Origin of the sequence: Streptomyces sp. NPDC048560 (assembly GCF_040650955.1) — a bacterium.
GTDB lineage: Bacteria > Actinomycetota > Actinomycetes > Streptomycetales > Streptomycetaceae > Streptomyces.
On the sequence record NZ_JBEZIJ010000003.1, the window covers coordinates 525,978 to 539,082 of the forward strand.

The following is a 13,105-nucleotide window of genomic DNA, read 5'->3' on the forward strand; positions in this document are numbered from 1 at the left end:
CCTTCGCACCGACGTGTTCACCGTGCCGCCGTGTCCCGTACGCCGCCAGGCGTCGGGTACGGCGGCACCAGGGTGCCCGGCAGGCTGCTACCACTTCGGTCCCGCCACGCCCTGCGCGGACCCGGCTCAAGCCCCGCTTCGGTGCGGCCGTTGTCGCGCGCCTGCCTGGTGCAACCAGGCGCTGAGAGTCCTGTAGTCGGCACCGCGCAACCCATGCCTGGGATCGACGCGGTGCAGCAGGGCCCGCCCGTGATGGTGGGCGGCCACCCAGGCCCGATCGGCCTCGCTGATCTCGTCGTCCACCCACGCGAACGCGCGCCCCGCAGCCCATTCCACGAGGGCCCGCGTCTTCCAGTGCAGCCCTTCCCGCTCGTCGGCCTCTTCGTCCGCCGAATCGGAGGGCTCGGGCCAGACCACCACGGGCAGCCGCGGCAGTCCGATCCGCGGAGAGACGCAGTCGTTCGCCTCATGCATCCACGTCGTGGCCCAGACCAGATCGCAGGGCAGGGCCATCAGCTGCCGTCCGTGCTCGGGGTCGATCCTGGCCAGCAACGGATTCGACGTGGGCGGACCGGCCTCATGAGCGGCCCGGTAGGTCGGGTAGCCGTCCGGATACTCCTGCGGTGACGCGCCGAAGGGAATGAGTGGTCCGTCGACATCGAGGAAGAGCAGCGGACGTGAGGGAGTGGCGGTCACGGCTGCACGATAGCGGTACCACGGCTCCGGATCGCCCGCCACATCGGCGCGAAACCGATCGCTTCCAGGATCCCGGCGCTTCCGTTGTGGACCGCCTGGCGCACGTATGCCCAGTAGTCGTCGTCGCCGGGCCGCTGGATGCCTTCCTCGTCGGCCTCGAAGGCGTACGGGGAGGCGCTCAGGCGTTCGGGGAACAAGTCCGAGCCGGCGGGTCCGGCGCAGCGCGTCCACGCACGGGCGGCTGCTGCCGATGTTGAGGTACTGGTCCCACCCCACGTGGACCGAGAACATGCCCTCGACTTCAAGCCGGCACCAGACGCCCTCGTCGCGCAGCATGGCCCGCACGAGCTCCAGCGCGACAGCGAGCGGGACCTCGGCGCCGTCATGGAAACCGGAGAGACCGAGAGGGAGGAGCCCGTCCAGCCCGAGACCCTCCACCGGAGGTTCGATGCCGAAGTGCGCGTAGGCGGGAACCTGCGGTTCGCGTACAGCCAGGTGCTCGATGCCGGAATCCTCGGCGAATGCCGCGAACGCGTGGAGATATGCGGCCTCGACCGTCCCGTGGTCGCTGGTGACGTCCTCGATGCCGACGTAGTGCCCGCGTTCGTCACGGTCGGCGGGGTCGTACTTGGTGACGCGGTAGACGTGGGCGAGTTGCATGGTTCCTTCCTCGGAGACAGCGGTCGCTCACCGACAGTCGTTCACGTCGGTCACGCACGTCGGCTCAGCGGCATGTACGCACCCCACCTCCTTCGCCCCGTGTCCAGAGCCGGGGCCATCGCTGGAGGTCTCCTCGCAGGCGGAGGTTCACTGCTGTCGTCGGCCTGCTGAAGGAGCGGTGATAGCGCTTGCTGTGACGGTGACCGGTGTGGTGCTCCCCGGGTTCCGGGTGTTGGACCCCTCGGTCGAGACAACGGCGTCACGAGCCCCGGGCGTCGGGGCCGGGGTGTCGTGAGGGGGCGGTTCCAAGCCTCTGATATGCGATCTCTTCGATCGGGGGGTAGCGGGAACGGCAACAGGGGGAGAGGTTGGACGAGTTGGCGGATCCGGAAAGCGACAGGAGTCTTGCCAGTCCTGCGGAACCAGCCCTAAGCTGCGCGCCAGAAAGCGCTTTCCCTCTGGTGTGGCCGCATCGGTACATGAGTCGTTATCGGTTCGGCGCGGGGGGTGGGTGCAGTACGCGGTGCGACCCGACCGCATTGAAGAGCCCTCGGATGTGTGGAACACCAGGACCTGCTCAGCGGCGGTCCGGGCAACCTCAGGGGGTTGTCTGACATGTGCATGGCATTGCTATCGATATCCGACACATGCGAAGAGGAATGAGGAGACCGGAATGAGACGACCATTCGTACTCCGACTCAGTGCGGCGCTGGCCACGTTGGCCGTCGCGGCTGTGGGCGGTGTGGTGCTTTCGACGCCCGAGGCCTCGGCGGCGACCGGCGGCGTCACCGGCTACGCGACCCAGAACGGCGGGACCACCGGCGGTGCGGGCGGGCAGACGGTGCGGGCCACGACGGGGACCGCGATCCACGCGGCCCTGTGCGGCCGGGCCAGCAGCGCCACCCCGATCACCATCCAGGTCGAAGGGACCATCAACCACGGCAACACCACCAAGGTGTCCGGTGCCAGTTGCAACACGGCCGACGGTGTGATCGAGCTCAAGCAGATCAGCAACGTCACGATCGTCGGTGTGGGCAGCGGCGCGGTCTTCGACCAACTGGGCATCCACATCCGCGAGTCCAGCAACATCATCATCCAGAACGTGACGGTCCGGAACGTCAAGAAGTCCGGCTCGCCCACGTCCAACGGTGGTGACGCCATCGGCATGGAGAGCGACGTCCGCAACGTATGGGTGGATCACGCCACCCTCGAAGCGTCGGGTGGTGAGTCGGAGGGTTACGACGGCCTGTTCGACATGAAGGACAACACCCAGTACGTCACCCTGTCCTACAGCACGCTGCGCAACTCGGGTCGTGGCGGCCTCGTCGGGTCCAGTGAGACGGAGCTGTCGAACGGCTTCATCACGTACCACCACAACCTGTACGAGAACATCGACTCCCGTGCGCCCCTGCTGCGTGGCGGTATCGCCCACATGTACAACAACCACTACGTGAAGCTCAACGAGTCCGGCATCAACTCCCGTGCCGGGGCCCGCGCGAAGGTGGACAACAACTACTTCAAGGACTCCAAGGACGTCCTGGGCACCTTCTACACCACGGCGGCCGGGTACTGGCAGGTCAGCGGTAACACCTTCGACAACGTGACCTGGTCCGCCCGCACCAGCGAGCACAACCCCGCCGGCCCCAACCCGCAGTCCAACACCACGGTCAGCATCCCCTACGCCTACAGCCTCGACGCCGCGAGCTGCGTGCCCGCCGTCGTGGCTGCGACCGCGGGCGCCAACAAGGGGCTGAAGGTGTCGGACGGCAGTTGCACGCCGCAGACGCCGACGCCGACCCCCACGCCGACCGACCCCACGCCGACGCCGACCGACCCCACGCCGTCACCGACGACCCCCACCCCGGGTCCGACCCAGCCCAGCGGCACCAACCTGAGCATCGGCGCCGGTTCCGACGGCACCAGCAAGGCCGACGGAACGAGCTACGGCAACGTGCGGGACGGTGACATGAGCACCTTCTGGTCGCCGGCCGGCTCGACCGGTTCCGTCTCGGTCAAGTGGGGCTCCGCCACCGCCGTGTCCTCGGTCAACATCCGAGAGGCGTCGGGTTCGGCGGGCAGCATCGGCGCATGGAAGGTCATCAACGGTGACACCGGTGCCGTCCTGACCTCCGGCAGCGGGGCGGGCGTCATCTCCTTCGCCCGGACCTCTCTGAGCAAGATCACTTTCCAGATCACCAGCTCGACCGGTACCCCCAAGGTCGCCGAATTCGAGACCTACGCCGGATAACGGCTCGGGGGCCGTCGCAGACGACGGCCCCCGTTCGGTCCATCAGCCCCACGTCACCACCCGGCGGGGGCATCGGTGCCGGTGGCCCGCGGCGCCGATTCCGGCATGTGCTTCCGCTGTACGGCGGAGACGGCGCGGATCATCAGGGCCCCGGCCACGGCCGTACCGATGACGGCGGCATCGACGAACAGCAGGGGTGCGACGTCCGTGTACGCCCGGGCGATCACGTTGTCCGCCGTGTCGGCGTGCAGCAGGCCCGTCCCGGTCAGGGTGCCGACCAGCCAGAGGCCCCACCACCAGTTCAGGGCGCGCGGCAACCGTTCGTCCGGGGCGCTCGACCGGTGGATGTCCGCGATGATCCCGCGGGGGACCCACAGGTTGGCGACGGGGACGACCCAGCCCGCGTACACCCATGGCCAGGCGTAGCGGGGGCGCTCCCCGGAGAGGGCGCGCGCGTTGTCGCGGACGCTCCACAGCCAGGCCAGGAAGACGATCGCGCACAGCGCTGTCGCCACCTCGGTCAGGGAACTGACGAGGTGGTAGGCGTTCTCCAGTTCGTTCAGCGGGCGGTGCCGACCGCCGCCCTGGTCCGGCGGCCCGGACGCCGGCTGCCCGGCAGCGGCGAGCCGGACGTGCCACACCGCCAGAGCGGCCCAGGCCGCTCCGGCGAGGAGGAGGGCGGCGACGGCGACGTGGGTCACTCCCTGCACGGGGCGCAGGGCGGGCGGTTCTGCGGAGGCGCTCACGTGATCATCTTGTCCTACGCCGACGCGACTGGTCGTCGGGGGTGGGGGTGGTCCGCTTCGCTGCCGACTTCGAGGCTTCGACCTCTACACGATGCGGGTCGTCGCACTCACTGCGCATGGCGGCACTTGAAGAGAGACCGCCCAGCGCGCCGGCCAGGGAGACGTTCCGGCGGCGAGGGTACTTCTCGATCTCACGAGCCACCACGACGACGTCTTACGCACACGGGCCAGGACCATGCTCATGTTGCCCCGGGCTGCCCGCGGAGGCCGCCGAGGCGCCGAGGCCCGCCATGTGCCGCTCCCTATGGCCGCGTACGACAGCTCCGAGCAGGCGTCCAAGTCCATGCCCTCGTTGAAGAGGTCCTCGCAGATGGTGAACCGAGGCAGGTAAGTCGATCTCGATCACGAAGCCGCAGGTCGCCGTCTGCTGAGCGGCGCGATGCCTCCCGGGCCCGTCAGCGCAGGTCGAGCCGCATCAGGACCCGCGGGTGGCCGGCGAGTACCGACGTGGTGTCCGCAGCGACGGTGAATCCGGCACGCTCGAAGTTCTTCCGGATCCCGGCGTACGCCATCGTCAGATCTACCTTGGCGTCGCCGTTGTCCAGGGGATAGGCCTCGACCACCGGTGCGCCCTGGGCGCGGGCGAAGTCGACCGCCCCGGCGATCAGAGCGTGCGAGATCCCCTGCTTGCGATGACCAGGTCGCACGCGGATGCACCACAGCGACCAGACGGGCAGGTCGTCGACGTGCGGGATCCTGCGGCTGCGCGCGAACGAGGTCTCCGAGCGGGGGGCCACCGCGGCCCAGCCGACGGGCTCCTCGCCGTCGTACGCGAGCACGCCCGGCGGGGGCCCTGTGCGGCAGAGTTCGGCGACGTACTCTCCTCGGGCCGGGCCGCGAAGCGCGTTGTTGAGCTTGGACGGGATCCGGTAGCTCAGGCACCAGCAGACGTTGGCCGTGGGCGACTTCGGGCCGAGCAGCGCACGAACGTCCTCGAAGACCGAAGCCGGGCGCACCTCGATGGTCATGCCCCTACGATGCCACGCCGTGCGGCACGACGCCGCTCGGCCAGAACGGCGCGGGAGGCCTCTGTGTACTCCTCATCGAGCTGCCGGCGACTCCTGCTCCTGCGGCCGGGACGATCAGTCGCGCCTGCTCCGTTCCTCGCGGGGCCCGGCCGCGCCCATGTCTCTCCGGTCCTCATCCGTCCACTTGCGGGTGTCACACGGCTCGACGTAGGGCTCCTCGTTCGCGTCCTGGCGGGCGATGACCGCTCGTTCGCGTTCGATCTCCGCGTCCAACTCGAGCCCCAGCAGGATCGCCAGATTCGTGATCCACAGCCACACCAGGAAGATGATGATTCCGGCGAGCGTGCCGTAAGTCTTGTTGTACGAGCCGAAGTTGGCCACGTAGAAGGCGAACGCCACCGAGGGCGACCAGCCAGATCAGCAGGGCCAGCAGGCTGCCCAGGGTGACGAACCGGAAGCCGCGGTTCCTGGCGTTCGGTGCCGCCCAGTACAGGATCGCGATCATGATGGGGTCACCAGCGCCACGGGTACCGGCCACTTGGCGAAGGGCCAGACGGTCAGAGCCGTGTCCCCGATGCCCAGCGCCGTGCCGATCTGGCGGGCGAGGCCGCCGGTGAGGACGATCAGCGCGCTCACGCACGCGAGGACCATCAGGACAAGGGTCAGGCCGACGCGTACGGGCAGTACCTTCCAGGCCGGTCGGCCCTCGGGAATGTCGTAGACGGCGTTCGAAGCGCGGATGAACGCGGCGATGTACCCGGAAGCCGACCACAGTGCGCCGAGCAGACCACGACTGTCCCCGGGTGCCCCGTCGAGGAAATCCGATCAGTCTCGCCACCTGCGGGCTTTCCGTTGTGTAGTGCGCTCCGCGCGAGCTGTATCCGGAGTATGCGAAATCCGTTGCCCACGCGGCCTCTCCGCCTGCTTGCGTACGCGAAAAGGGCTTCTCCGACGGTCTGCCGACCGCCCAACTCCGCCGGATCGGCCCCCGGTTCAGGCGCGGTCGGCGGATCGTGGAGTATGGACGTCTCGTCCGCCTTCCGCCCGTGCGGACCGGCACGACCCTCGGGAGAGTCATGGCCCTGGACATGCGTGCGCTCTGTGAGCGTTGCGGCACCGCGGAGCTGCCGCCGGAGGCTGCCGCCCGGATCTGTTCGTACGAGTGCACCTTCTGCGTCGCGTGCGCCGACGCGATGCACGCCACCTGCCCCAACTGCGGAGGCGAACTCGTCGCCCGGCCGCGTCGGCGGGCCGCCGCCGAGCCCGTTCCCGGAACCTCCTCCTGACACCGGCGGCGGGCCGGCTCGGTTACACCCGCGCCTCGGAGAAGAAGTCCGCCAGTACCGGGGCCAGGACCTTCGGAGCGATGCCGTGGTCCTGGCCCGCGAAGGTGTGCAGGGTGTAGTTCGCGCCCAGACCGGCGAGCGCCCGTGCACCGTTGCGCATCCACGCCTCGCTCGCGCCGCCCTCGCCCACCAGGACGGGGATGCGCACCGCGTCCCAGCGTCCGGCGGGCAGCGGGCGCCCCGACATCGTGTCGCCCATGACCGTGCCGTCGTAGGAGAGGGTGTGGGCGACCGCCTCCATGCCCGCCCAGAACGGCGCCTGCCGCATACCGGCCACCACCTCGGCCGGCACACCCACCGCCCGGGTGAGGAAGTACTCGACGGCCTCCCCCCGCGCATCGCGGGCCGTCAGCGCGCGCAGGTGGCCGATGTAGTCCTCGGGCAGGGGCGGGCGGGTGTCGTCGACGACGAACGGCGGCTCGTACAGCGCCAGCCGGGAGACGGCACTGCCACGGGACACCGCCTCAAGGGCCAGGGCGGCGCCGGAGGACATACCGAAGACGAGCGCGGACCCACCGGCACGCCCGATCACCGCGTCGAGGTCCTCGACCTCCCGCCGGACGTCGTACGGCGGCGTGTCTCCGCTGTCGCCCCGGCCCCGACGGTCGTAGGTGATGACGGTGAAGCGCTCGGCCAGCAGTGCGGACAGCTCCGCGAAATCGGTACGGACCTGGAAGGCTCCGCCCACGAGTACGAGAGCCGGCCCCTGGCCGGCCCGCTCGTGGGCGATGACCGTACCGTCCGCGGAAAACACCGTGTCCATCAGAACTCCCCCTTGATACGCGCGAGTCACCGGGGTGCGGGACCCGTACGACATGACCCGCACGACATGCAACCGGACCGCACAGCACTGTCGTCAGTACTGTGCGGTCCAGTCTACTTTCCGTGTGGGGCGGCCCAGGGTCCTTCGCCCGGATCAGGCCGGAGCCCACGAGCCCGGCTTGACGCGAACGGCGGGCCCCAGGTCTCCGTCAGGCGCCGACGTACTTGGCCAGGTACTCGCCGGTGATCGTGGAACGGGCGGCGATCAGGTCGGCCGGCGTGCCCTCGAAGACGATCTGCCCGCCGTCGTGACCCGCGCCCGGGCCGAGGTCGATGATCCAGTCCGCGTGCGCCATCACGGCCTGGTGGTGCTCGACGACGATGACCGACTTGCCGGAGTCCACGAGCCGGTCGAGCAGCCCGAGCAGCTGCTCGACGTCGGCGAGGTGGAGACCGGTGGTGGGCTCGTCCAGGATGTAGACCCCGGCCTTCTCGGCCATGTGGCCGGCCAGCTTCAGCCGCTGCCGCTCGCCGCCGGACAGGGTCGTGAGCGGCTGGCCGAGGGTGATGTAGCCGAGTCCCACGTCGACGAGCCGCTCAAGGATGCGGTGCGCGGCCGGCGTACGTGCGTCGCCCGCGCCGAAGAACTCCTCGGCCTCGCGCACCGACATCGCGAGCACCTCGCTGATGTCCTGCCCGCCGAAGCGGTACTCCAGGACCGATGCCTCGAACCGCTTGCCACCGCACTCGTCGCAGGGGGTGGCGACCCCTGCCATCATCGCCAGGTCGGTGTAGATGACACCGGCGCCGTTGCAGGTCGGACAGGCCCCCTCGGAGTTGGCGCTGAACAGTGCGGGCTTCACGCCGTTGGCCTTCGCGAACGCCTTGCGGATCGGGTCGAGCAGCCCCGTGTACGTCGCCGGGTTGCTCCGCCGCGAACCCTTGATGGCGGCCTGGTCGACCGAGACGACGCCGTCGCCCACCGGGATCGACCCGTGGATGAGCGAGCTCTTGCCGGAGCCCGCCACACCCGTGACCACACAGAGCACCCCGAGCGGGATGTCGACGTCGACACCGCGCAGGTTGTGGCGCGTCGCGCCGCGGACCTCCAGCGCCCCGGTGGGCTTGCGCACCGACTCCTTGACGGCGGCCCGGTCGTCGAAGTGACGGCCGGTCACGGTGCCACCGGCCCGCAGCCCCTCGACGGTGCCCTCGAAACAGACGGTGCCGCCCGCCGTACCGGCGCCGGGACCGAGATCGACGATATGGTCGGCGATCGCGATCGTCTCCGGCTTGTGCTCCACGACGAGCACCGTGTTGCCCTTGTCCCGCAGACGCAGGAGGAGGCTGTTCATCCGCTGGATGTCGTGCGGGTGCATTCCGATCGTCGGCTCGTCGAACACGTACGTGGTGTCGGTGAGCGAGGAGCCGAGATGGCGGATCATCTTGACGCGCTGCGCCTCGCCGCCCGACAGCGTGCCCGAGGGACGGTCGAGCGAGAGGTAGCCGAGGCCGATCTCCACGAACGAGTCGAGGGCCCCCCGGAGCGCGGTGAGAAGGGGCGCGACCGACGGTTCGTCGAGGCCGCGCACCCACTCGGCGAGGTCGCTGATCTGCATCGCGCACGCGTCCGCGATGCTGATCCCGCCGACCTTCGAGGACCTGGCCGCCTCGCTGAGCCGGGTGCCCTCGCACTCGGGACACTCCGTGAAGGTGACCGCCCGGTCCACGAACGCCCGGATGTGCGGCTGCATCGCCTCCCGGTCCTTCGAGAGGAACGACTTCTGGATCTTGGGGATCAGCCCCTCGTACGTGAGGTTGACCCCCTCCACCTTCACCTTGGTGGGCTCCCGGTAGAGGAAGTCCTGCATCTCCTTCTTGGTGAACTTGCGGATGGGCTTGTCGGGGTCGAGCAGACCCGACTCGGCGTACGTCCGTACCGTCCAGAAGCTGTCGGACTTCCAGCCGGGAATGGTGAACGCGCCCTCGGCGATCGACTTGGAGTCGTCGTAGAGCTGGCTGAGGTCGATGTCGGAGACGGAGCCCCGGCCCTCGCACCGCGTGCACATGCCGCCGGTGCGGGTGAAGGTCACCTTCTCGGTCCTGGTCTTGCCGGCCCCGCGGTCGACGGTGACCCCACCGCTCGCCTTCACCGAGGCGACGTTGAACGAGAACGCGTTGGGCGACCCGATGTGCGGCTTCCCGAGGCGGCTGAACAGGATGCGCAGCATGGCGTTGGCGTCGGTGGCCGTGCCGACCGTGGAGCGGGGGTCCGTCCCCAGCCGCTGCTGGTCGACGATGATGGCGGTCGTGAGGCCGTCCAGTACGTCGACCTCGGGCCGCGCCAGCGTCGGCATGAAACCCTGCACGAAGGCGCTGTACGTCTCGTTGATGAGCCGCTGCGACTCGGCGGCGATCGTGCCGAACACCAAGGAGCTCTTGCCCGAACCGGAGACACCGGTGAACACCGTCAAGCGGCGCTTGGGGATCTCGACGCTGACGTCCTTGAGGTTGTTCACGCGCGCACCGTGCACACGGATCAGATCGTGCGCGTCGGCAGCGTGCGGCGCAGGCTGCGCACCGGTTCTCTTGGCCGTGCTCATCGTGTCTCCATCTGTTACGCGGGGCCGCCGCGCGGTCCCGTGGGCCTCGCCCTGCTCGTCCGGCAGGCTCCGGACCCTATATCGCGCGTGCGCCCGCACGCAGGGGTTTCAGCTGTCCTGGAGTACCCCGAGCACGTTGCCGTCGGGGTCGGTGAAGGTGGCCACCAGCCGGCCGCCGCCGACGTCGTGCGCCTTCTCCGTCACGGTCGCTCCGGCGGCCGTCACCTCGGCCAGCTTCGCCTCGATGTCCGGCACGTGCCAGTAGGTGACGGGTGCGGTCATGTTCTGCGGTCCGCCGCCCGGCAGCAGCCCGATGTGCTGGCCGGCCGCCTCGAAGCCCACGTAGTAGGACTCGTCGGTCTGCGGGGCGACACCGAGCAGTGCGGTGTACACCGCCTTGGCCGCCGCAAGGTCGGAGACGGGGTGCAGCACCGTCTTGATTCCCTCGGTGGAAGAGTTGGTCATGATCGCTCCTGATGTCGTGGATCCGGTCGTGCTGTCCATGAACGTCACGCTAGCCCCGGCCCCGGAGCCGCGCTTCTCGATTCCTGACCGCTCGGGCGCGGGCGTCCGCCCCGGGCGGACGGGCGGCGGACAGGCCGTTGTCAGTGCCCGGTGGAATGCTGTCCGCATGGACGAGCTCATGCGGCAGCGCCGGGTCTACGGCGCCGACCACGACGACCCGGACCCAGGCCCCAAGCCGGGACACGACTACCGGGAGCTGGTCGGCGGTCCTCTCGACGGCCTGCTCCTGGACGTGACCGGGTGGACCGACGCGGCGCTGTGCGAGGGGGCGGCGCTGATCACGGAGATCGGAGCGTACGGCCCCGGCGGGCGGGCCGAGTACCGGAGCAGACGCACCGACCCGCTGAAGTGGGACTGGCGCGGCGACACCCGCTGACCCGCTGACCAGGCCCGCGCGGCACCTCCCGCCGCTTGCCGGATGGCTGGGGAGCGGACGGTGAGGGAAAATCGGGGCACGGTCAACGAGATCCTCGCGAGTGCCGGGAATGGGTGATGATCATGGCTGACGAGATCGGTAACAAGGTTCATCAGATGCGTGAGAAGGCCGATCAGCTGTCCGAGGCCGCCAAGCAGGCGTCCGACGACAAGGAGAGCCGACGGCTGAAGGAGAAGGCCGCCCGGCTCCGCAGCCAGAGCGAACAGCTGAGCTCGATGGCCGCGGGCGACATCTACCCGAGCGAATAGCCTGTCGTTCGGATGGCGTCCGGGAGCTGTCCCGCGACACGGCACAGGGCTCGTCCGCCGGTCATCGGCGGCGCGAGTGACCAGCCCTTGCCGGCCGTGACGGGCCTGGTTCGCGGCGGAGGATCCTCCGGACGCCGCCGCGAACCAGGGCGCGCGTCACGCGGTGAGTTTGCCGATCACCTGCCTGGCCGCACGTTCCCCTTCCGTGGCCCCGCCCTCCATGAACCCCTGGAAGTCGTAGCTGCAGTGCTCTCCGCCGATGTGGATGTTGCCCTGCGGTGTTCCCTCGTAGCCCGCGTAGCGGTGCAGATAGCCGACGGGCCAGTACGAGTACGCTCCCAGGGCGTACGGGTTGCGGTGCCAGGCCGACAGCTGCGCCTTGCCTGTCCAGGCCGCTTTCGTGCCGGGAAAGAACGCGTCGACGCCGGTGAGGCGACGCGACGCGAGGTCCCGTACGTACGGGTCGGACTCGGTGGCGAAGGGCGTGGCGGGTGTCAGGTCCCTGGCCAGCCGGCCGCTGCCGTACTGGATGAGGATGCCGCCGCTGCCCGGCTGGATCTTGGTGGTGTCCCAGGTCTGCTGGACGTCGCTGTCCGTGAAGCAGTCGCCCGCACTGACGCCGTGCCACGGCCCCGTGCCGCGCCAGGGCCGTGAGGTGAACTGCATGTTGAGCTTGGTGCAGTGGCCCATGCGGGCGTCCCGCAGCAGGTTCGTCATCCGAGGGTCGAAGCCGGCCGCCGACCGGTCGAGCCCCTGGAGGACGGGCAGCGGGACACAGAGGATCGTGTGGTCGGCGACGACGGTCGTGACGGTGCCGGCGTCCGTGAACGTCAGGGTCTGGGTGCCGTCGCTGTTGGCGCGCAGGGCGGTCAGCTGCTTGCCCATGCGCAGGGTTCCGGCGGGCAGGGTGCGCGCGATGGCGTTCGGGAGCTGATCGTTGCCGCCCCTGATGTGGTAGCGCTCGTTGGACAGCCCCCAGATGTTGAACCGTCCCGGATTGGTCTGGTACCCCATGAGCAGGACGAGGGCGAGCGCGGACTGTTCGGTGGTGTCCGCGCCGTACTCGACGTTGTACGCGACGTCCATGAAACGGCCGAGCGGGGAGGCGTGACCGCCGGGGACGCGGGAGTCGATCCACTCGTGGACCGACATGGAGTCGAGCGCCGTCCCGGCGGGCGTGGTCCCGTTCCACCGCACCTCGCCGGACTCCTGGAGGTCGCGGTGCAGTGCCTGGTAGACCGCTTTGAAGTCCTCGTCGGCCTGGCTCCGAGGGTAGTAGGCGCCGTTGAACCAGAGGATCTCCTCGGCGCCGTTCGGCCCGCCGCCGAGGAAGTCCTCGGTGGCGAGGCCGAATCGGCGGCACAGCTCCAGGATCTTCTTGTGGCTCGTGTCGATCAGCTCGCCGCCGATCTCCGACGTCTGGCCGTACGCCCAGTGGTCGCGCTGCGTCCACATCCGCCCGCCGACCCGCTCCCGGCTCGCTTCGTACAGGGTGCAGTCGAGCCCGGCGTCCTGGAGTGTCAGCGCGGCGGTCAGCCCGGCGATTCCCGCGCCGACCACGGCGATGACGGGGGACCGGGCATCCGTCACCGGCCGGGCGGCGGAGGTACCCGTGGCGGCGGCCGGCCGGGCGGCGAGGCCGGTTCCCAGCGCTGTGCCGAGGCCCAGCGCCGCGGCCCGGCCGAGCAGTTGGCGACGGCTGGAGCCGCGGACGTCGGCGACGGGCATGCGCAGTCTGCGGGCCGCGGCGTGCTCAGCGGCGAGTCGGCGTAGTGCGTGCATCGTGTGCGTACGGGACACGGGTGCT

The 13,105-nt window shown here is 69.7% G+C and carries 11 protein-coding genes and 1 pseudogene; 4 read left to right on the top strand and 8 right to left on the bottom strand.

What is annotated here, in order from left to right; translation table 11 throughout:
• Window positions 1–126: 126 nt before the first annotated feature.
• Window positions 127–696, bottom strand: a complete 570-nt coding sequence (locus tag AB0C82_RS12305; RefSeq protein ID WP_362839859.1) for an HAD domain-containing protein — start codon at window positions 694–696, stop codon at window positions 127–129.
• 1,333 nt (window positions 697–2,029) lie between these two features.
• Here AB0C82_RS12305 and AB0C82_RS12310 point away from each other — a divergent pair.
• Window positions 2,030–3,604 carry a pectate lyase gene (locus tag AB0C82_RS12310; protein ID WP_362839566.1) on the top strand — a complete coding sequence of 525 codons (1,575 nt, stop codon included), beginning with the start codon at window positions 2,030–2,032 and terminating at the stop codon, window positions 3,602–3,604.
• A 53-nt stretch (window positions 3,605–3,657) separates the two neighbouring features.
• On the opposite strand, the gene AB0C82_RS12315 is transcribed toward AB0C82_RS12310, so the two are convergent.
• The 3 genes and pseudogenes from AB0C82_RS12315 to AB0C82_RS12325 form a co-directional block, all read right to left on the bottom strand.
• Window positions 3,658–4,350: a DUF4328 domain-containing protein gene (locus tag AB0C82_RS12315; protein ID WP_362839568.1), complete on the bottom strand. Its 693-nt coding sequence runs from the start codon at window positions 4,348–4,350 to the stop codon at window positions 3,658–3,660.
• Window positions 4,351–4,805: 455 nt separating this feature from the next.
• Complete coding sequence (locus AB0C82_RS12320) at window positions 4,806–5,378, bottom strand: GNAT family N-acetyltransferase (protein WP_362839571.1); 573 nt, start codon at window positions 5,376–5,378, stop codon at window positions 4,806–4,808.
• Between the two features lie 114 nt (window positions 5,379–5,492).
• Window positions 5,493–6,164 (bottom strand): annotated as a pseudogene (locus tag AB0C82_RS12325) (YihY/virulence factor BrkB family protein).
• 290 nt (window positions 6,165–6,454) lie between these two features.
• On the opposite strand from AB0C82_RS12325, the gene AB0C82_RS12330 reads away from it, so the two are divergent.
• On the top strand, window positions 6,455–6,664 hold the full coding sequence (locus tag AB0C82_RS12330; protein WP_362839574.1) for a DUF1272 domain-containing protein: 210 nt from the start codon (window positions 6,455–6,457) through the stop codon (window positions 6,662–6,664).
• Window positions 6,665–6,686: 22 nt separating this feature from the next.
• Here AB0C82_RS12330 and AB0C82_RS12335 read toward each other — a convergent pair whose 3' ends face one another.
• The 3 genes from AB0C82_RS12335 to AB0C82_RS12345 all read right to left on the bottom strand — a co-directional run bounded on the left by AB0C82_RS12335 (window position 6,687) and on the right by AB0C82_RS12345 (window position 10,554).
• Window positions 6,687–7,487 carry an alpha/beta hydrolase gene (locus AB0C82_RS12335; RefSeq protein ID WP_362839576.1) on the bottom strand — a complete coding sequence of 267 codons (801 nt, stop codon included), beginning with the start codon at window positions 7,485–7,487 and terminating at the stop codon, window positions 6,687–6,689.
• A 208-nt stretch (window positions 7,488–7,695) separates the two neighbouring features.
• Complete coding sequence (locus tag AB0C82_RS12340) at window positions 7,696–10,089, bottom strand: excinuclease ABC subunit UvrA (protein WP_362839579.1); 2,394 nt, start codon at window positions 10,087–10,089, stop codon at window positions 7,696–7,698.
• Between the two features lie 108 nt (window positions 10,090–10,197).
• On the bottom strand, window positions 10,198–10,554 hold the full coding sequence (locus AB0C82_RS12345) for a VOC family protein (protein ID WP_362839581.1): 357 nt from the start codon (window positions 10,552–10,554) through the stop codon (window positions 10,198–10,200).
• A gap of 166 nt (window positions 10,555–10,720) precedes the next feature.
• Here AB0C82_RS12345 and AB0C82_RS12350 point away from each other — a divergent pair, with 166 nt between their 5' ends.
• Window positions 10,721–10,990: a hypothetical protein gene (locus AB0C82_RS12350; protein ID WP_362839862.1), complete on the top strand. Its 270-nt coding sequence runs from the start codon at window positions 10,721–10,723 to the stop codon at window positions 10,988–10,990.
• A 116-nt stretch (window positions 10,991–11,106) separates the two neighbouring features.
• Window positions 11,107–11,298, top strand: coding sequence for a DUF6381 family protein (locus AB0C82_RS12355; protein WP_362839584.1), 192 nt, complete (start codon window positions 11,107–11,109; stop codon window positions 11,296–11,298).
• Window positions 11,299–11,454: 156 nt separating this feature from the next.
• Here the strand turns inward: AB0C82_RS12355 and AB0C82_RS12360 are convergent, their stop codons facing one another.
• A complete protein-coding gene (locus AB0C82_RS12360) occupies window positions 11,455–13,098 on the bottom strand; it encodes an FAD-dependent oxidoreductase (RefSeq protein ID WP_362839586.1) in 1,644 nt (547 codons plus the stop codon).
• Window positions 13,099–13,105: the final 7 nt, after the last annotated feature.